Source organism: Streptomyces sp. ISL-1 (assembly GCF_018614585.1).
GTDB classification, from domain to species: Bacteria; Actinomycetota; Actinomycetes; order Streptomycetales; family Streptomycetaceae; genus Streptomyces; species Streptomyces maoxianensis.
Map to the genome: position 1 here is coordinate 84,283 of NZ_JAGGOI010000038.1, position 19,494 is coordinate 103,776.

At 68.9% G+C, this 19,494-nt stretch carries 16 protein-coding genes and 1 pseudogene; 12 read left to right on the forward strand and 5 right to left on the reverse strand.

Features of this window, described 5'->3' with window-relative positions:
- Window positions 1-97 precede the first annotated feature (97 nt).
- Window positions 98-967, forward strand: coding sequence for a bifunctional DNA-formamidopyrimidine glycosylase/DNA-(apurinic or apyrimidinic site) lyase (gene mutM / locus J7E87_RS26900; RefSeq protein ID WP_215097126.1), 870 nt, complete (start codon window positions 98-100; stop codon window positions 965-967).
- Here mutM and J7E87_RS26905 read toward each other — a convergent pair.
- Window positions 931-1,317, reverse strand: a complete 387-nt coding sequence (locus tag J7E87_RS26905; protein ID WP_215097127.1) for a helix-turn-helix domain-containing protein — start codon at window positions 1,315-1,317, stop codon at window positions 931-933. The two genes, mutM and J7E87_RS26905, sit on opposite strands and share 37 nt — an antisense overlap.
- Before the next feature lie 257 nt (window positions 1,318-1,574).
- Between J7E87_RS26905 and J7E87_RS26910 the strand changes: the two genes are divergently transcribed.
- From J7E87_RS26910 to J7E87_RS36580, 3 genes and pseudogenes are all read left to right on the forward strand, one after another.
- Window positions 1,575-2,183, forward strand: a complete 609-nt coding sequence (locus J7E87_RS26910; protein ID WP_215097128.1) for a DJ-1/PfpI family protein — start codon at window positions 1,575-1,577, stop codon at window positions 2,181-2,183.
- 315 nt (window positions 2,184-2,498) lie between these two features.
- On the forward strand, window positions 2,499-3,338 hold the full coding sequence (locus J7E87_RS26915) for an enoyl-CoA hydratase/isomerase family protein (RefSeq protein ID WP_215097129.1): 840 nt from the start codon (window positions 2,499-2,501) through the stop codon (window positions 3,336-3,338).
- A 112-nt stretch (window positions 3,339-3,450) separates the two neighbouring features.
- A pseudogene (locus tag J7E87_RS36580) lies at window positions 3,451-3,606 on the forward strand (integrase); the annotation flags it as partial.
- A 23-nt stretch (window positions 3,607-3,629) separates the two neighbouring features.
- On the opposite strand, the gene J7E87_RS26920 reads toward J7E87_RS36580, so the two are convergent.
- Window positions 3,630-4,445, reverse strand: coding sequence for a CAP domain-containing protein (locus J7E87_RS26920; protein WP_215097130.1), 816 nt, complete (start codon window positions 4,443-4,445; stop codon window positions 3,630-3,632).
- 141 nt (window positions 4,446-4,586) lie between these two features.
- Here J7E87_RS26920 and J7E87_RS26925 point away from each other — a divergent pair, with 141 nt between their 5' ends.
- The 4 genes from J7E87_RS26925 (at window position 4,587) to J7E87_RS26940 (ending at window position 10,859) form a co-directional block, all read left to right on the forward strand.
- Window positions 4,587-4,868 (forward strand): acylphosphatase, encoded by a 282-nt coding sequence (locus J7E87_RS26925; RefSeq protein ID WP_215097131.1) that lies wholly within the window; start codon window positions 4,587-4,589, stop codon window positions 4,866-4,868.
- A 391-nt stretch (window positions 4,869-5,259) separates the two neighbouring features.
- Complete coding sequence (locus J7E87_RS26930; protein ID WP_215097132.1) at window positions 5,260-5,478, forward strand: hypothetical protein; 219 nt, start codon at window positions 5,260-5,262, stop codon at window positions 5,476-5,478.
- 173 nt (window positions 5,479-5,651) lie between these two features.
- Window positions 5,652-9,206, forward strand: a complete 3,555-nt coding sequence (gene smc, locus J7E87_RS26935) for a chromosome segregation protein SMC (RefSeq protein ID WP_215097133.1) — start codon at window positions 5,652-5,654, stop codon at window positions 9,204-9,206.
- A 231-nt stretch (window positions 9,207-9,437) separates the two neighbouring features.
- A complete protein-coding gene (locus J7E87_RS26940; RefSeq protein ID WP_215097134.1) occupies window positions 9,438-10,859 on the forward strand; it encodes a sugar porter family MFS transporter in 1,422 nt (473 codons plus the stop codon).
- Window positions 10,860-10,981: 122 nt separating this feature from the next.
- On the opposite strand, the gene J7E87_RS26945 is transcribed toward J7E87_RS26940, so the two are convergent.
- Window positions 10,982-11,953, reverse strand: coding sequence for an LLM class flavin-dependent oxidoreductase (locus J7E87_RS26945; protein WP_215097135.1), 972 nt, complete (start codon window positions 11,951-11,953; stop codon window positions 10,982-10,984).
- A 48-nt stretch (window positions 11,954-12,001) separates the two neighbouring features.
- A complete protein-coding gene (locus J7E87_RS26950) occupies window positions 12,002-13,459 on the reverse strand; it encodes a cytosine permease (RefSeq protein WP_215097136.1) in 1,458 nt (485 codons plus the stop codon).
- Window positions 13,460-13,614: 155 nt separating this feature from the next.
- Between J7E87_RS26950 and ftsY the strand changes: the two genes are divergently transcribed.
- A complete protein-coding gene (gene ftsY / locus J7E87_RS26955; protein ID WP_215097137.1) occupies window positions 13,615-14,838 on the forward strand; it encodes a signal recognition particle-docking protein FtsY in 1,224 nt (407 codons plus the stop codon).
- 60 nt (window positions 14,839-14,898) lie between these two features.
- On the opposite strand, the gene J7E87_RS26960 is transcribed toward ftsY, so the two are convergent.
- The gene (locus tag J7E87_RS26960) at window positions 14,899-15,573 is read right to left on the reverse strand and encodes a bifunctional DNA primase/polymerase (RefSeq protein ID WP_215097138.1); all 675 of its coding nucleotides are present in this window, start codon (window positions 15,571-15,573) and stop codon (window positions 14,899-14,901) included.
- A 429-nt stretch (window positions 15,574-16,002) separates the two neighbouring features.
- On the opposite strand from J7E87_RS26960, the gene J7E87_RS26965 reads away from it, so the two are divergent.
- The 3 genes from J7E87_RS26965 (at window position 16,003) to J7E87_RS26975 (ending at window position 19,475) form a co-directional block, all read left to right on the forward strand.
- On the forward strand, window positions 16,003-17,475 hold the full coding sequence (locus J7E87_RS26965) for a hypothetical protein (RefSeq protein WP_215097201.1): 1,473 nt from the start codon (window positions 16,003-16,005) through the stop codon (window positions 17,473-17,475).
- A 306-nt stretch (window positions 17,476-17,781) separates the two neighbouring features.
- A complete protein-coding gene (locus tag J7E87_RS26970) occupies window positions 17,782-19,140 on the forward strand; it encodes an ammonium transporter (RefSeq protein ID WP_215097139.1) in 1,359 nt (452 codons plus the stop codon).
- Window positions 19,137-19,475 (forward strand): P-II family nitrogen regulator, encoded by a 339-nt coding sequence (locus tag J7E87_RS26975; RefSeq protein ID WP_064070309.1) that lies wholly within the window; start codon window positions 19,137-19,139, stop codon window positions 19,473-19,475. The genes J7E87_RS26970 and J7E87_RS26975 overlap by 4 nt, the downstream gene beginning before the upstream one ends.
- Window positions 19,476-19,494 lie beyond the last annotated feature (19 nt).

Here is a 19,494-nt window from a genome sequence, read left to right on the forward strand (position 1 = left end):
CCTCGCTCCCCTGGAGCGCAGGGGCCTCACGGGTTTCGGCGTCCGGCGCGGCGGTACGCTGCGGGCATCACCGTGAGAGTCGCCCAGAAGGAGCCCCGTGCCCGAGCTGCCCGAGGTCGAGGTCGTACGTCGCGGACTGGAGCGCTGGGTCAGCGGCCGTACGATCGCCGAGGCCCAGGTCCTGCACCCGCGCTCGGTCCGCCGCCATCCGGCCGGCGCCGAGGACTTCGCGGCGCGTCTCAAGGGGCACATCGTCGGCATCGCCCGCCGCCGCGGCAAGTACCTCTGGCTGCCGCTCGCGGACACCGACGCCTCGATCCTCGGTCATCTGGGCATGAGCGGGCAGCTGCTCGTGCAGCCCGAGGACGCCGCCGACGAGAAGCATCTGCGGATCCGGATCCGCTTCGACGACTCACTCGGTACTGAGCTGCGCTTCGTCGACCAGCGCACCTTCGGCGGTCTTTCGCTCCACGACAACACCCCCGAGGGCCTGCCCGACGTCATCGCGCACATCGCGCGCGATCCGCTCGACCCGGCCTTCGACGACGCGGCGTTCCAGACCGCCCTGCGCCTGCGCCGTACGACGGTCAAGCGCGCGCTGCTGGACCAGTCGCTGATCAGCGGGGTGGGGAACATCTACGCGGACGAGGCGCTGTGGCGCGCGAAGCTCCACTACGAGCGCCCTACCGCGACCCTCACACGTCCCCGCTCGGCCGAACTGCTGCGTCATGTACGGGACGTGATGAACGAGGCGCTGGCCGTCGGCGGCACCAGCTTCGACAGCCTCTATGTGAACGTGAACGGCGAATCAGGCTATTTCGACCGGTCGTTGGACGCTTACGGGCGAGAGGACGAGCCCTGCCGTCGCTGTGGCACCCCCATGCGCCGCCGCCCCTGGATGAACCGGTCCAGCTACTTCTGCCCGCGCTGTCAGCGGCCGCCGCGGCCGACGCGCACGCTGTCGTAACGTTCCCGCGCCGCCAGTACCTCGGGCATCCGGCCCTCCACCAACTGGATAAGCCCCATCAGCCGCTCGGCGACCGCGCGCCCCAGCGGGGTCAGGTCATAGTCCACCCGCGGTGGATTCGTGAGCTGCGCTTCCCTGTGCACCAGGCCGTCGCGCTCCAGGGCTTGCAGTGTCTGGGAGAGCATCTTCTCGCTCACGCCGTCGACGCGCCGCCGCAGTTCGTTGAAGCGGAGGGTCTCCACGTACAGGGCCCCAATGGTCAGGCTGCCCCAGCGGCCCGTCACATGCTCGAGTGTGCCGCGCGAGGGGCACTGCTTCGAGAACACGTCGAAAGGGTGGCCGTCGTCCATGACGGCCACCCTACTCCGACGCAGCGCTAACCAAGAGAAAGTGAGACGCGGGGCGGCTTCGCCTTCGGCCCTACCGAACCGGCGAGGATACGGTCCAGGTCCAGCCTCGACGCCGCCCTCTCGGCCATCAACCGGTCCAGGCGTGACTTCGGCAACTGCAGCACTGACAGATGAGCCACCGATTGCCAATTGGCCCGTGACCAGGACACAGCGCCCTGAGAAACTGCACCTCCCGTGCCGTACATCGAGGAGATGCCATGCAGGTAGCCGTGGTCACCTTTGACGGATTCAACGAGCTCGACAGCTTCATCGCCTCCGCACTGATCAACCGGTGCCGAAAGGACGGCTTGGAGGCCTTCATCACGACACCGACGCCGGTGGTCACGTCCATGAACGGCGTCGAGGTAACCGGACAGCGCCCGATGGAGTTCGTGACCGAAGCCGACGTCGTGCTGATCGGTAGCGGGGTGAAGGCACGAGACGTGGTCGCCGACGACCGGCTGATCTCCAGGCTGCCGCTCGACCCTTCGCGACAGCTGATCGGTGCGCAGTGCTCCGGCGCGCTGGTGCTCGCCAGGCTCGGGTTGCTGGATGGCATGCCCGCCTGCACGGACATGAAGAGCCGGCCCTTTGTCGAAGCCCGCAACGTCACCGTGCTGGACGCGCCGTTCCACGCCGAGGGGAACATCGCTACGGCGGGCGGCTGCCTGGCGTCACAGTATCTCGCCACGTGGGTGATCACCCGAATGCTCGGGGAGGATGCCGCGCGCGACGTCGTCGGCTACGTGGCTCCGGTCGGCGAGAACCAGGAGACTGTCGAGCGCGCCCTGCACGCCGTCCACGCGGGCGAGGTCGTACTGCGCTGACGCCCCGCGAATCAGCCCTCTGGGCTGCCGCTTCGTCGTCCAGGACTGAAACCACCGCGAAGTTACGGTCATCTGGCACGTGCTCGATTCCAGGTAGGTCCGGACCACTCAGGGAGCCCACTGGCGGGGGGCGGCATAGCATGGCAAACCGGGTGAAAGGGTCACTGTCATGCCTTGAGCGATCTGGCGCGGCGCTCTCAGCTTCGGCCTGGTCACCATCCCCGTTCCAGGTCGTCGCCGCCGCCGAATCCCGCGACATCATCCTGCACCGCGTCGACGAGAAGGACGGGGCTGAGCGATGACAGGAAGACCGAGATGACCGCCTCGTACGAAACCATCAAGACCAGGCGGGACGGCAACGTCCTGTCCGCCACGTTCAACGCGCCGCCCATGAACCTCATCGGTCCCGAGGTCGTGCGGGACCTGGTCGCACTGCTCGAGGAACTGTCACGCCCGACCGCCCCACGCGTGGTGATCTTCGACAGTGCGGACGCCGACTTCTTCTTCCCGCACGTCGACATGACGAAAGTCGCCGAGTACACCGCTGAGGCCGCGAAGGCCGGAGGCCCCGGCGACGCCTCCCTGGGAATGCTGTTCCGCAAGCTGAGCCGGCTCCCGGCTGTCACCATCGCCAAGCTGCGCGGCCGTGCCCGGGGAGCGGGCAGTGAGTTCCTCCTTGCCTGCGACATGCGCTTCGCCTCCCGGGAGAACGCCGTCCTGGGCCAGCCCGAAGTGGGAATCGGAACACCCCCCGGCGCGGGCGCGATCCAGCACCTCACCCGTCTGCTGGGCCGGGGCCGTGCACTCGAAGCCGTGCTGACGTCGTCGGACTTCGACGCCGACCTCGCCGAACGCTATGGATGGATCAATCGTGCAGTCCCTGACGCCGAACTGGACGAGTTCGTAGCAGGTATCGCCGCGCGCATGGGCGCCTTCCCCCGCGATGCGCTGATCGCAGCCAAGTCGGCAGTCAACGCCATCAGCCTGCCGGCTCCTGCCGAAGTGCGCGCGGACGCCGCGCTGTTCCAGCAACTCGTCCGAGGCGAGGGAGTACAGCAGCGCACGGCTGAGCTGTTCAAGCAGGGCTTCCAGACCCGTGGTGCCACCGAACTCGGCCTCGGAGACGCCCTGGGCGACTTGAAGGCCGTCGACTGATGAAAAGAACTGCCGTGAGGTTGGTGGGGGGGTTTGGCCGGTGGCCTGCCCGGTCTGGGGTCGGGCATGATCAGGGCGCCGTACGCTTGCCGGCTACTCGGGCAGGCCTGTCCTCAGTGAATATCTCGGCCACCATGACCCCGGCTTCACGCTGCGGACCTACACGCATCTGATGCCGTCGAGCGAGACCCGCACGCGGGCCGCCGTGGACACAGTTTGGGCCGCCTCGGTTGCCGATAACGGCCCCGAGACGGCCCAAGAGAGCTGACAGATCGCTGACCAGCGGAAATCTCAGAAGCCGAAGTCCTGGGTCCACCAGGGGCCACCGTCGCCCAGGTGCACACCGACGCCCATCGTCTTGTACGCGCAGTTGAGTATGTTCGCGCGGTGGCCGTCGCTGTTCATCCACGAGTTCATCACGGCGCCCGCATCGGCCTGCCCGCGGGCGATGTTCTCGCCGCCGAGCCCCCGCACGCCCGCCTTGTCGGCGCGGTCCCAGGGCGTCACCCCTGCGGGGTCCGTGTGGTCGAAGAAGCCACGCGCGGCCATGTCGGCGCTGAAGTCCCCGGCGAGATCCGCCAGCCCGGCATCGGCCCGCACCGGGCTGCACCCGACCTTCGCGCGCTCCTTGTTGACCAGGCCGAGTACCTGGGCCTCGATGGCCGAAGCGCCCGGGGCCGCGGGCTTGGCCCGCTCGGCCGAACGGGCGGGGGCACGCGTCTCGGTACGGGCCGGAGGCGCGGCGCTCTCCTTGCGCTTCTCCGGAGCCTTCGTCTGCTTCGACGGGGTCGCGGACGGCTTGGTCGGCGTGGGGGAGGGAGAGGGGGTCTTCGACGGAGCCGGCGGGCGGACGGCACTCGGGCTCGCGGGGGCCGAGGCCTCCTTCGTCGGCTCGGCGCTCGCGTCGCCCTGCGTCTGCAGCTTCGCCGAGCCCTCGGTGCGTACCTGCCCGCTCGACTTGCTGCCGCCGCTGACGTCGAATTTGTCGCCGCCCGGCAGCAGGCCTGATGCCACAGCCACGGCGCCTACCGCCATGGCTGCGGAAACACCGAGCAGCCCGGTGCGTACGGGCACAGCTGCCCGCTTCTTCCGGCTATGGCGTCCCATCTGCTGTGCCTTCCTCGTGCTGAATGGTAAATGTCAAAGCAAACTCACCCATAGGGGTGAGTCTCATTGCGACGGGACTGTACCGCCATGACGCATGGGGGCGAAGTGCTCAGAGAGGAATTGGCCGGTTAGCTTGCACCCATGGATGATGTTGCACGGCTGACCGCCTGGGTACGCGGCCGAGTACAGGGAGTGGGCTTCCGCTGGTTCACCAGGGCAAATGCTCTCGAGATCGGTGGCCTTACCGGGTTCGCGGTGAATCTCGACGACGGCAGAGTGCAGGTTGTGGCAGAGGGTTCACGTGAGAATTGCCACCGTTTGCTGGAGTGGCTGCGCTCCGGCGACACACCCGGGCGGGTCGACGGTGTCACTGAGATCTGGGGCACCCCGCGCGGTGGTTATGAGGACTTCGCGATCCGCTGAAGATCACCACGGATTTCATTGCCGCGGAGGTCCGAAACGTATGCCTCAGGCACCTGCCTGTGGCAGAAATGACCTGGTGGTTGCCAAGAAGGGGTTGTGGTGCCACGCTGCGCCAGTAAGAATGATCTCTACGCCCCAGGGCCCCGCAGATGAGGCTCCGCCGCACGTTCCGCGGCCGGATGCCCCCGGGTTTGCCCGTTGACGCGGGGCGTGATCGTGTTGACCGTCAAACTTTTTGGTGAGACTCTGGAAGTCCCCGCGCACCTTAGCTGTTTGGCAGTAAGAACCGCAGCAATATCAGCAGTAACAAGCACTGCCGAACACCGCGGGTGCGAATCCCTCACGACCCACACCGCTTCGGTCGGTCACTCAGTGTGGAGGACCATCCATCATGGCAAAGGCGCTTCTCGGTTACGTCGGCGGTTCCGACCCGCGACTCCTCGCCGAGATGCGACGGCTTCAGCAGCGCGTCCAGGACCTCGAATCCGAGCTTGTACGGATCCAGTCCGAGAACGACGCGCTCAACGCTGCCGTCGCTCAGCACCCCGGAGAGTCGCTGCTTGACGGCATCGACATCGACGTACCCCAGGCGGAGCCTGCGCTCACCTGAGCACGGCGATCTCTGGAGATACATAGCGCAGAATATGTACGCGCAAGATATGCAAGGGACGCTCCGGCGTCCCTTCTTTCTTTGCGCCTCGCCCCCTAGGTGCTTCGCTTAACGTCTGATGTGCCCTGCACCTTCATGGGTGAAACCGAGAGTGAAAGGTAGAGTCCGGCGGCGTGCACCTCAAGGCCATGACTCTGCGCGGGTTCAAATCCTTCGCCTCCGCCACCACGCTGCGCTTCGAGCCCGGTATCACCTGTGTCGTCGGGCCCAATGGCTCCGGCAAGTCCAATGTGGTGGACGCGCTCTCCTGGGTCATGGGTGAGCAGGGAGCCAAGTCGCTGCGCGGCGGCAAGATGGAGGACGTCATCTTCGCCGGGACGACCGGGCGGCCCCCGCTCGGTCGCGCCGAGGTCTCCCTGACCATCGACAATTCCGACGGCGCGCTCCCCATCGACTACGCCGAGGTCACCATCACGCGGATCATGTTCCGCAACGGCGGCAGCGAATACCAGCTCAACGGCGACACCTGCAGGCTCCTCGACATCCAGGAACTCCTGTCCGACTCCGGCATCGGCCGCGAGATGCACGTCATCGTGGGGCAGGGCCAGCTCGACTCCGTACTGCACGCCGATCCGATGGGTCGCAGGGCCTTCATCGAGGAGGCCGCCGGCGTCCTCAAGCACCGCAAGCGCAAGGAGAAGGCGCTGCGGAAGCTGGACGCGATGCAGGCCAACCTCGCCCGCGTACAGGACTTGACCGACGAGCTGCGCCGGCAGCTCAAGCCGCTGGGGCGGCAGGCCGCGGTGGCGCGGCGGGCCGCCGTCATCCAGGCCGATCTGCGCGACGCCCGGCTGCGCCTGCTGGCCGACGATCTCGTACGCCTGCGGAAAGCGCTGCGTGGCGAGATCGCCGACGAGGCCGCGCTCAAGGAACGCAAGGACTCCGCCGAGGCGGAGCTCAAGGCGGCGCTGAGCCGCGAGGCGGAGCTGGAGGACGACGTACGGCGCCTCGCGCCGCGGCTGCAGCGGGCGCAGCAGAGCTGGTACGAGCTGTCCCAGCTGGCCGAGCGGGTGCGTGGCACGATCTCGCTGGCCGACGCGCGGGTGAAGAGCGCGACCGCGGCGCCGGCGGACGAGCGGCGCGGCCGCGACCCCGAGGACATGGAGCGCGAGGCCGCCAGGATCCGCGAGCAGGAGGCAGAACTCGAGGCCGCGCTGGAGGCGGCCGAGCGCGCGCTGGAGGACACCGTCGCGCACCGCGCCGAGCTGGAGCGGGAGCTGGCCGTCGAGGAGCGGCGGCTCAAGGATGTCGCCCGGGCGATCGCCGACCGGCGCGAGGGACTGGCCCGCCTGGGCGGTCAGGTCAACGCCGCCCGTTCGCGGGCCGGATCGGCGCAGGCCGAGATCGACCGGCTGGCCGCCGCACGCGACGAGGCCCAGGAGCGGGCTGTGGCGGCCCAGGAGGAGTACGAGCAGCTCAAGGCCGAGGTCGACGGGCTCGACGCCGACGACTCCGCGCTCGGCGAGCAGCATGACACGGCCAAGCGTGAACTGGCGGAGGCGGAGGCGGCACTGAGCGCGGCCCGTGAGGCACTCACCACCGCCGAGCGCAAGCGCGCAGCCGTGGCCGCCCGCCGCGAGGCGCTCGCCATGGGCCTGCGCCGCAAGGACGGCACGGGCGCGCTGCTCGCCGCGAAGGACCGGCTGAGCGGGCTGCTCGGCCCGGCGTCCGAGCTGCTCACCGTCACCCCCGGCTATGAGGTGCCGGTCGCCGCGGCGCTGGGCGCGGCCGCGGACGCCGTCGCCGTGTCGGCTCCCGCGACCGCGGCCGAGGCGCTGCGGCTGCTCCGCAAGACGGACGCGGGGCGCGCGGCGATACTGCTGAGCGGCGCCCCCGAATCCGTACCGCCGGAGCGGCATCCGGACGGGCCTGCGTACGTTGCCGAGCTGGTGCGCGGGCCCGATGAGCTGATGCCCGCCGTGCGCCGGCTGCTGCGGGGCATGGTGGTCGTCGGGACGCTGGAGGACGCCGAGGACCTGATCTACGCGCGGCCCGAACTCACCGCCGTGACAGCCGAAGGCGACCTCCTTGGAGCGCACTTCGCGCAGGGCGGCTCCGCCGGAGCGCCGAGCCTGCTGGAGGTGCAGGCATCTGTCGACGAGGCGGCCGCCGAGCTGGATGAGCTGGCCGTACGGTGCGAGGAACTTGCCGCCGCCCAGCAGCAGGCCACCGGGCGTCGCCGTGAATGCGCCGCGCTGATGGAGGAGTTGGGGGAGCGCCGCCGGGCCGCCGACCGTGAGAAGTCGGCCGTGTCGGGGCAGCTGGGGCGGCTCGCCGGACAGGCACGCGGGGCCGCGGGCGAGGCCGAGCGGACGACCGGGGCCGTCGCCAGGGCGCAGGAGGCGCTGGAGCGGGCGCGGGAGGAGGCCGAGGAGCTGGCCGAGCGGCTGTTGGTCGCCGAGGAGGCTCCCATCGAGGAGGAGCCCGATACGCATGTACGGGACCGGCTCGCCGCCGACGGCGCCAACGCACGCCAGACCGAGATGGAGGCCCGCCTGCAGGTCCGTACCCACGAGGAGCGCGTCAAAGGGCTCGCGGGGCGCGCGGACGCACTCGACCGGGGAGCGCGCGCCGAGCGCGAGGCACGGGCGCGGGCCGAACAGCGGCGCGCCCGGCTGCGCCACGAGGCGGAGGTCGCCTCCGCGGTGGCGAGCGGCGCCCGCCAGCTGCTGGCGCATGTCGAGGTCTCGCTGGTAAGGGCAGAGGCGGAGCGGGTCGCGGCCGAGGCGGCCAAGGCCGAGCGGGAACGGGAATTGAGCGCAGCCCGCAATCAAGGGCGCGACCTCAAGAGCGAGCTCGACAAACTCACGGATTCAGTTCACCGAGGCGAGGTGCTCGGGGCGGAGAAGCGGCTGCGGATCGAGCAGTTGGAGACCAAGGCTCTGGAGGAGCTCGGCGTGGAACCTGCCGGGCTGATCGCGGAGTACGGGCCCGACCAGCTGGTGCCGCCGTCGCTGCCTGCCGAGGGGGAGGAACTGCCCGATGACCCTGAGCACCCGCGCAATCTGCCGAGACCCTTCGTACGCGGTGAGCAGGAGAAGCGGCTCAAGTCCGCCGAACGGGCGTATCAGCAGCTCGGGAAGGTGAATCCGCTTGCCCTGGAGGAGTTCTCCGCGCTGGAGGAGCGGCACAAGTTCCTCTCCGAACAGCTTGAGGACCTGAAGAAGACCAGGGCCGACCTGCTCCAGGTGATCAAGGAAGTCGACGAGCGCGTCGAGCAGGTCTTCACTGATGCCTACCGGGACACGGCCCGCCAGTTCGAGGGTGTCTTCTCGAGGCTTTTCCCGGGCGGGGAGGGCCGGCTGATTCTGACCGATCCCGACAACATGCTCACCACGGGCGTGGACGTCGAGGCGCGGCCCCCGGGCAAGAAGGTCAAGCGGCTCTCGCTGCTGTCGGGCGGTGAACGGTCGCTGACCGCCGTCGCGTTGCTGGTGTCGATCTTCAAGGCCCGGCCGAGCCCGTTCTATGTGATGGACGAGGTCGAGGCGGCGCTCGACGACACAAACCTCCAGCGGCTGATCCGGATCATGCAGGAGCTCCAGGAGTCCTCGCAGCTGATCGTCATCACGCACCAGAAGCGGACGATGGAGGTCGCTGACGCGCTGTACGGCGTTTCCATGCAGGGCGACGGCGTCTCCAAGGTCATCAGCCAGCGACTTCGCTGACAAACCCTTCACGAACCCCCAACAACCTCTGACGATTCTTCAAGTGTTGAACTCAAGTCGACTGGGTCGTGGATGAAGTATTCGTTCGTTCCAGGGTCTTGACTTCGAAACTTGAACGAATAGTCTCTGCAACGTTGCTTTTACCTTCAAGTGGTGAGCGGCGGGAAGTTGTGCACCACTTGAAGGGCTCGCCCCCCACGCCCGGCGACGCTGCCGGACCCAGGAGTACACGTGACCAGCACTGAGCAGCCACCGCCGGCATCGCGAGGCCGACAGGCTCACCCCGAACATATCGGCCATGTCATCTTCATCACGGCCGCCGCCGCGATGGGCGGCTTCCTCTTCGGCTACGACAGCTCGGTGATCAACGGCGCCGTCGAAGCCATCCGGGACCGCTACGACATCGGCTCGGGAACGCTCGCCCAGGTCATCGCCATCGCACTGATCGGCTGCGCCGTCGGCGCCGCGACCGCCGGCCGGATCGCCGACCGTATCGGCCGTATCCGCTGTATGCAGATCGCAGCCGTGCTCTTCACCGCCAGTGCCATCGGCTCCGCTCTCCCGTTCGCCCTTTGGGACCTCGCCTTCTGGCGCATCATCGGCGGCTTCGCCATCGGCATGGCCTCGGTCATCGGCCCGGCCTATATCGCCGAGGTGTCGCCGGCCGCCTACCGCGGTCGGCTCGGCTCCTTCCAGCAGGCCGCGATCGTCATCGGCATCGCCATCTCCCAGCTGGTGAACTACGCCATCCTGCAGCTCGCCGACGGCAATCAGCGCGGCGAGATGCTCGGTATCGAGGCCTGGCAGTGGATGCTCGGCGTCATGGTCGTCCCGGCGGTGCTCTATGGACTGCTCTCCTTCGCGATCCCCGAGTCGCCCCGCTTCCTGATCTCCGTCGGAAAGGTCGACAAGGCGAAGGAGGTCCTCGGCGAGGTCGAGGGCCACAAGATCGACCTGGACGCCCGCGTCGCCGAGATCGAACTCGCGATGCGCCGCGAGCACAAGTCGACCTTCAAGGACCTGCTGGGCGGCCGCTTCAACTTCCTGCCCATCGTCTGGGTCGGCATCGGACTCTCCCTCTTCCAGCAGTTCGTCGGCATCAACGTCGTCTTCTACTACTCCGCGGCGCTGTGGCAGTCGGTCGGCATCGACCCGGCCAGCTCGTTCTTCTACTCGTTCACCACGTCGATCATCAACATCATCGGCACCGTGATCGCGATGGTCCTGGTCGACCGGGTCGGCCGGCGTCCGCTTGCCCTTGTCGGCTCGACCGGTATGGCGATCGCTCTCGCCTTCGAGGCCTGGGCCTTCTCCGCCGAACTCGTCGACGGCAAGCTGCCCAGCACCCAGGGCGCCGTCGCGCTGATCGCCGCGCACGTCTTCGTGCTCTTCTTCGCCCTCTCGTGGGGCGTCGTGGTCTGGGTCCTCCTCGGCGAGATGTTCCCGAACCGGATCCGGGCGGCCGCACTCGGCGTCGCCGCGTCCGCGCAGTGGATCGCCAACTGGGTCATCACCGTGAGCTTCCCGAGCCTGGCGGACTGGAGCCTCTCCGGCACGTACATCATCTACACATTCTTCGCCGCGCTCTCGATCCCCTTCGTACTTCTGTTCGTCAAGGAGACCAAGGGCAAGGCGTTGGAGGAGATGGGCTAATCCCCGCTGCCCCTCTCCTCACTACGGAACTGCCCCGGCTCAGCTCGTGAGCCGGGGCAGTACGTGTGTGCCCGGGGAGGCTCAACCGGTGAGCCGGGCAGTGCGTGTGTGCCCGAGGAGGTTCAGCTCGTGAGCCGTGGGAGCACGCTCTCTGCGAAGAGTTGAAGGCTGCGCCAGCCCTCGTCCACCGGCATGCCGCCGCACAGCGGATGCAGCACCAGACTGTCCCCGCCGAGCGCCACGCACTCCTCAGGCGTGACGATCCGGTACACGCCCTCGTCGCGCAGTTCCCCGACAGTTGTGGCCTTCGAGCGCACCGCGGAGCGGATGTCCTTCGACTGCCAGGAGGCGTACATCCGCGCCTCGTGCAGGAAGTGTTCGCCGTACTCGGCCCAGGCGCGGTCCGGGTCCCGCGCCAGATGCAGGAGCGGAGTCCGTTTCGCGGGTATCATCGTCCAGCCCTCGGTCCCGTACCGCTCGCGCTGCTCGTGGTAGTACGCCTCCAGCTCCGGCAGATGCGCGCTCGGGAAGAACGGGAGCCCGAGCCGGGCCGCGCGCCGGGCGGCGGCCCGCGAGGAGCCGCCCACGAGAAGCATCGGATGCGGCTGGGTGTAGGGACGCGGGGTCACCCGGACGGTCCGGCCGCGGTAGGTGAACGGCTCACCGGTCCACGCCATCAGCAGCGTCTCCAGCAGCTCGTCCTGGAGCTTGCCGCGCCGGGTCCACTCCACCCCCAGCTGCTCGTACTCCTCAGGCCGGTAGCCGATGCCGGCGACCGTCACAAGACGGCCCCTGCCGATCAGATCGAGTACGGCGATGTCCTCGGCCAGCCGCAGCGGATCGTAGAGCGGACCGATGATCGCGGAGACGGTGACCGCGATCCGGCGCGTTGAGCCGAGGACAGCTCCGGCGAAGACGAAGGGGGACGGCAGCCAGTTGTTCTCGGCGCCGTGGTGCTCCTCGGTCTGGATTGTGTCGACGCCGCGGTCGTCGGCGTACGCGGCCATCTCCAGGGCGGCGCGATAGCGGGCCGCGAGGGCCTCGGGCGTCGCGCCGGGATCGACGAGATTGAAGCGGGCCACTGTGAAGACCATGGGAACGTCCCCCTCCGCCGGGTGAGGGGGACGGTAGTTGACGGAGCGTCAGATTGACAGGGCCGCGGACTCGGGTTCTTCCACGGAGGCGCTCGGGACCGGCTCGGCCGCCGCGGACCGGGTGCGCGGCAGCACCGCGTACAGCGCCGCCGAGAGGACGATCGTGGCCGCCCAGCCCAGGCCGTTCTTCCCGATCCAGGTCGAGGCGAGCGGGCCGGCGAACCAGTCGACCTTGGTGAAGAGCAGACCGACGAGGAGCGCGAGCGCCCACGCTGTCATCGCCTGCCAGGCGAAGCCGCCCCGGTACCAGTAGGCGCTGGTGCGCGTGGTGTCCATCAGCGCCTCGCCGTCGTACGTACGCCGGCGCAGCATGTCCACACCGAAGACGCCGATCCACGCCGAGAACGCCACCGCGAGCAGGGTGAGGAAGGAGATGAACGAGCCGATGAAGCTGGTCGCCACCACCATCAACAGGAACCCGAAGGCCAGGCTGATGACGGCGTTCACGCTGACCGCCCAGGCGCGCGGGACCTTGATGCCCAGGGTCTGCGCGGTGAAGCCCGCCGAATACATCGACATCGAGTTGATCAGCAACATGCCCACCAGCGCGATCAGCAGATACGGGACCGCGATCCACATCGGCAGGATCTGGCCGATGAACGCGACCGGGTCGGTTGCGCTCGCCAGGTCCGGCGTCGAGACCGCCATCACCGCGCCCATCAGCACCATCGGCAGTACGACGATCCCGGCACCGCCGACCGTCGAGCCGACCATCGCCCTGCCGGAAGCGGCGCGCGGGAGATAGCGGGTGAAGTCCGGGCCCGAGGGGACCCAGCTGATGCCGCCCGCCGCGACGGTGCCGATGCCCCCGACCAGCATTGCCGTCGACCCGGCCGGCTTGCCGAAGACCGCGGACCAGTCGGTGTTCGCGACCAGGTGGACCAGTACCAGCACGCTGAACGCGCCGAAGAGATATGTCGACCACTTGCTGCACACACGCAGCGCGTTGATGCCGAGCCCGGAGACCAGGAACGTGCCGGCGACGAAGAGCAGCAGTGTGACGACGATCAGCGTGGTGTTGCTCTTGACGCCGAAGAGCAGATCCAGCACGGTCAGCACGGCATACGCGCCGGTGACCGCGTTGATCGTCTCCCAGCCCCAGCGCGCGACCCAGATGAGCGAGCCGGGGAAGAGATTTCCGCGCTGGCCGAAGACCGCGCGGGACAGGGCCATGCCGGGGGAGCCGCCGCGCTTGCCGGCGATGGAGATCAGGCCGACGATTCCGTACGAGACGAGGGGCGCCGCGCCCCCGACGACGAGCACCTGCCAGAAGTTCAGTCCGTTGAAGACGATCAGGCCCGCGCCCATCGTGAGCAGCAGCACACTGATGTTCGCCGCGACCCAGGTGGGGAAAAGCTGGCGTACGTGGCCGGTGCGCTCGCTGTCGGGGACGGGCTCGAGGCCACGGGTCTCTATCGCGCCTTCGGATTCGGAGGCGTGGGGCATGGAAGAACTCCGTACGAGGTGGGGGGCGCGGGAGAGTCGGCCAGCAGGCCCCAGCATCGCCCATACCCCCCAAAAGGTCCAAATGAAGCCCGATGCGCTTGTGGGATTCTCCAGGGCGCTGCGGGTGAGCGGTCGTGGCCGATACTGGGTGCGTTATGGAAATCCTCATCCTTGCTGTAGTCATCGCCCTGGTCGCGGTCGGCGCGATCAGCGGGCTCGTGGTCAGCAGCCGCAAGAAGAAGCAGCTGCCGCCCTCGGCACCGTCGAGCACGCCGACCATCACTGCCCCGCCCGCCGAACCTCAGGTCGGTGAGGACGCGGCGCCGACGGTCGAAGAACCACGCCGCACGATCGAAGAGGTCGACCTTCCCAGGGCCGCCGAGGCCGTCGAGACCCCGGCCGCTGTCGAGGATCCGGTCGTCGCGGCGCCGCCGGTCCCCGAGATCGAGATCCCCGAGCCGACCGCCGGCCGACTGGTCCGGCTCCGCGCCCGCCTCTCCCGGTCCCAGACCGCGCTCGGCAAGGGGCTGCTCACGCTCCTGTCGCGTGAGCACCTCGACGAGGAGACCTGGGAGGAGATCGAGGACACCCTGCTCACCGCGGACGTCGGCGTCGCGCCGACCCAGGAGCTGGTCGAGCGCCTGCGCGAGCGCGTGAGGGTGCTCGGCACGCGTACGCCCGAGGAACTGCGCGGCCTGCTGCGCGAGGAACTGCTGCGTCTGCTCGGTACCGACTTCGACCGTGTGGTGAAGACCGAGAGCGGTCTGGACACCCCTGGTGTCGTCATGGTCGTCGGCGTCAACGGCACCGGGAAGACCACGACGACCGGCAAGCTGGCGCGGGTGCTCGTCGCGGACGGCCGGTCCGTGGTCCTCGGCGCGGCGGACACGTTCCGCGCGGCCGCGGCGGACCAGCTCCAGACCTGGGGCGAGCGGGTCGGCGCGCGCACGGTGCGCGGCCCGGAGGGCGGCGACCCGGCATCGATCGCGTTCGACGCGGTCAAGGAGGGCATCGCCGAGGGCGCCGACGTCGTACTGATCGACACGGCGGGCCGGCTGCACACCAAGACGGGCCTGATGGACGAGCTCGGCAAGGTCAAGCGCGTCGTGGAGAAGCACGGGCCGCTGGACGAGATCCTGCTGGTCCTGGACGCCACGACCGGGCAGAACGGTCTGGTGCAGGCGCGGGTGTTCGCGGAGGTCGTGGACATCACCGGCATCGTGCTGACGAAGCTGGACGGCACGGCCAAGGGCGGCATCGTGATCGCGGTCCAGCGCGAGCTGGGCGTACCGGTGAAGCTGGTGGGCCTGGGCGAGGGGCCGGACGACCTCGCGCCGTTCGAGCCGGAGGCGTTCGTCGACGCGCTGATCGGCGACTAGCTCTATCGCCTGGCTCTATCGCCTGGCTCAATCGTCGGACGGGCCGGATTACCCGGCCCGTCAGGCGTTTGAGGACATCCCCGAAGGGCGCAGGCGGTGGCAGACGTACGCCAGCGTGCCCAGCAGCAGACGCGCCTGCGGCGGTGCCGACGCCGTGTCCAGGGACGGGGGCCGCAGCCAGCCGACCGGGCCGAGGCCCGCGTGGTCGGAGGGCGGGGCGGTGATGTGGGCGCCCGGACCCAGGCAGTGCAGGTCCAGGTCCGCGTCGTCCCAGCCCATCCGGTAAAGCAGGTCCGGGAGCTCGTCGGCGGCGCCGGGGGCGACGAAGAACTGGCAGCGGCCGTCCGGCGTGGCCGTCACCGGGCCGATCGGCACCCCCATCCGCTCCAGGCGCACCAGCGCGCGGCGACCGGCCGGGGCGGCGACGTCGAGGATGTCGAAGGTTCGGCCGACCGGCAGCAGGAGCGTCGCGCCCGGCACCTCGGACAATGCCTTGGTGACCTCGTCCAGCGTCGCGCCCGCGGGCACCTCGGGAGTGAACTCGAGTGGATGGGCCCCCGGGGAAGGGCAGCCCGCCGCCCCGCAGGAACATTCGCCGGACGCCGCTCGCGCCCCCGGCGCCACGTCCCAGCCCCACAGCCCTGTGTACTCGGCCACCACTGTGCACTCTGTGGTGCGGCCGCGGCGTCGTGAGCCGGACCGCATCTCCCGGATGCCGCCGATCGTGAAGCCCATGCCCCCTCCAACGGGTCTGCATCGCCGGTGGTTACGACCCGAAGTCTCCTCGTGACACTGCGTCGCAACCGGTGAAGGTCCGGCGGCGCACAGTGGCGCGAGGGGTGGTGCGAACCAGGCCGCGCGCCTGTGTGTGCATCGCTCCGCCACACCCTGATCGTCGTATGTCAAGTGAATCGCGCCCGAGGGCAAGGGAGTTCATTCGAAGGGGTGGCGAATGGTGGCGTTTCTGCAATCTCACTCGCGAGAGGGGTGATCGTGGCATTACTTTCAGTACACGAACCTTGGAGCGTTGCGCACCCGCGGGTATGCCGGGGGCAACTCGGATTCCTGTTCGGTGGGGTGCAACCTCCGTACGGACGGTCTCAACTCACGGCATTCTGGTAAGGGTTCGGGGCGACAAAGGCTTCAGCGGATGGGGGCGTGCCAGTGGACGGCAGCGGCGCAAGCGGTACGGATACCGGCAAGCGCCCGAACGAGCAGTTGAGCTCGTGGTTCGTGCGCAGCGGTTGGTCGAAGGGCGAACTCGCGCGTCAAGTGAACCGCCGGGCGCGCCAGATGGGCGCACACCACATCAGCACCGACACCTCACGCGTACGCCGCTGGCTCGACGGCGAGCAGCCGCGCGAGCCGATTCCGCGCATTCTCTCCGAGCTGTTCTCCGAGCGCTTCGGCACCGTCGTGGTCATCGAGGACCTCGGACTGCGATCGGGGCATCAGTCACCGGCCGTGTCCGGGGTGGATCTCCCCTGGGCGGGCACCGAGACCGTCTCCCTGCTCAGCGAGTTCTCGCGCAGCGACCTGATGCTGGCGCGGCGCGGCTTCCTCGGGACCTCGCTCGCCCTGGCCGCGGGACCCGCACTGGTCGAGCCGATGCAGCGCTGGCTGGTGCCCTCCCCGCCCGGCGAGGGGCAGCAGGTGCCCCCCGCCGCGTTGCGCAGGGCGTCACGGCTGTCCAAGCCCGAGCTGGACCTGCTGGAGTCCACGACAGTGATGTTCCGCCAGTGGGACGCGCAGTGCGGCGGCGGGCTGCGACGCAAGGCCGTCGTGGGCCAATTGCACGAAGTCACCGATCTGCTCCAGGAGCCGCAGCCCCAGAGCACCGCGCAGCGGCTGTTCAGGTGCGCCGCGGAGCTCGCCGAGCTGGCCGGCTGGATGAGTTACGACGTCGGCCTGCAGCCCACCGCGCAGAAGTACTTCGTGCTCGCGCTGCACGCCGCCAAGGAGGCGGGCGACAAGCCCCTCGGCTCGTACATTCTGTCGTCCATGAGCCGCCAGATGATCCACCTCGGGCGGCCCGACGACGCCCTGGAGCTCGTGCATCTCGCTCAGTACGGCAGCCGCGACTGCGCCACCGCTCGCACCCAGGCAATGCTGTATGCGATGGAGGCCCGCGCTTACGCCAATATGGGCCAGCCCAGCAAGTGCAAGCGAGCCGTCCGGATGGCCGAGGACACCTTCGCCGACGCCGCTCTCGACGGCGAGCCCGAGCCCGACTGGATCCGCTTCTTCTCCGAGGCCGAGCTCAACGGGGAGAACGCCCACTCGTACCGCGACCTGGCCTATGTGGCGGGCCGCAGCCCCACCTACGCCTCGCTCGCCGAGCCGGTCATGCGGCGCGCCGTCGAGCTCTTCGGCCAGGAGGAGGAGCACCAGCGTTCGTACGCACTCAATCTGGTCGGCATGGCCACGGTCCATCTGCTCAAGAGGGAGCCCGAGCAGTCCACGCAGCTGGCCGGCCAGGCTCTCAAGGTCGCCAAGCGGGTGCGCTCCGAGCGGGTCAACACCCGGCTGCGCAAGACCGTCGACACGGCGGCCCGGGACTTCGGCGACGTGGCCGAGGTCGCCCACTTCACCGACCTGCTGACCTCCCAGCTGCCCGAGACCGCGGAAGCGGTCTGAGCGGGCGGCGTCACCAGACCCCGGCCGCGGCGCTCACCCCGAATACCCCGACTCGGCTCCCCCGTGCCAGGTCAGCCGGGTGAGCGTCGCGGTCGGCTCGTGATGTGCGCAGAGGGTACTCCCGGCCCTCCCGCCCGACCCGGCTGTTCATAGCCACGTAACACGCCGGACCTCTTCGTCACTGCGGCGAAACATCCTGCGGCATCGGCGGAAACCGCGCTGCGCCAACCTCATGGCGCATAACCGGCCCGCCCTTCCGCACAGGCTTCGCCCGCACGCGGCCGCACCGACGACGAGGAGACGCCGATGCCCCAAGGCATCTCGACCCTTGCCGCAGACACCCCGACACTGTCTGCCGCCAATACCGGCTTCATGCTCATCTGCTCCGCCCTGGTGATGATCATGACTCCGGGCCTTGCCTTCTTCTACGGAGGCATGGTCCGGGTCAAGAGCACACTCAACATGCTGATGATGAGCTTCATCAGCCTCGGGATCGTCACCATCCTTTGGGTGGTGTACGGGTTCAGCCTCGCCTTCGGCACCGACAAGGGCTCCATCATCGGCTGGAGCTCCGACTACGTCGGGCTGAGCGGCATCGGCATCACTCAGCTGTGGGACGGCTACACCATCCCGGTGTACGTCTTCGCGGTCTTCCAGCTGATGTTCGCGATCATCACGCCCGCGCTGATCAGCGGTGCGCTCGCCGACCGCGTGAAGTTCACCGCCTGGGCGCTGTTCATCGCCCTGTGGGTCACCGTCGTCTACTTCCCGGTCGCGCACTGGGTGTGGGGCGCCGGCGGCTGGCTCTTCGAGCTCGGCGTCATCGACTTCGCGGGCGGCACCGCCGTCCACATCAATGCGGGTGCCGCGGCCCTCGGAGTGATCCTTGTCATCGGCAAGCGAATCGGCTTCAAGAAGGACCCGATGCGGCCGCACAGCCTGCCGCTGGTGATGCTCGGCGCCGCTCTGCTGTGGTTCGGCTGGTTCGGCTTCAACGCCGGCTCCTGGCTGGGCAACGACGACGGTGTCGGCGCGGTGATGTTCGTCAACACGCAGGTCGCCACCGCGGCCGCGATGCTCGCCTGGCTGGCGTACGAGAAGATCCGCCACGGCGCCTTCACCACCCTCGGCGCCGCCTCCGGCGCGGTCGCGGGCCTGGTCGCCATCACCCCGTCCGGCGGCGCCGTGAGCCCGCTCGGCGCGATCGCCGTCGGCGCCATCGCCGGTGTGCTCTGCGCCATGGCCGTCGGCCTGAAGTTCAGGTTCGGCTACGACGACTCCCTCGACGTCGTCGGCGTCCACCTCGTCGGCGGTGTGGTCGGCTCGCTGCTCGTCGGCTTCTTCGCCACCGGCGGCGTCCAGAGCGACGTCAAGGGCCTCCTCTACGGCGGCGGCCTCGACCAGCTCGGCAAGCAGGCCATCGGTGTGGGCGCCGTACTGGCCTACTCTCTGGTGGTATCGGCACTGCTCGCCTTCGTCCTCGACAAGACGATCGGTATGCGGGTCGAGGAGGACGTCGAGGTCTCCGGTATCGACCAGGACGAGCACGCCGAGACGGCGTACGACTTCAGCGGTGCCGGCGGCGGCGCCGGCTCCCGCAAGGCCGCGCCCGCCCCGGGCGACTCCGTGGCACCCGCGGCCAAGACCAAGAAGGTGGACGCATGAAGCTCATCACCGCCGTCGTAAAGCCTCACCGGCTCGACGAGATCAAGGAGGCCCTGCAGGCCTTCGGAGTCCAGGGGCTCACGGTCACGGAGGCCAGTGGATACGGCCGCCAGCGCGGACACACCGAGGTCTACCGTGGCGCCGAGTACACCGTCGACCTGGTGCCGAAGATCCGCATAGAGGTACTGGTCGAGGACGGTGACGCCGAGCAGCTCATCGACGTGGTCGTCAAGGCGGCCCGTACGGGCAAGATCGGTGACGGCAAGGTGTGGAGCGTCCCGGTCGAGACAGCGGTACGGGTGCGGACCGGCGAACGCGGCCCGGACGCGCTGTAAACGCGGAGCAGAACAGGAG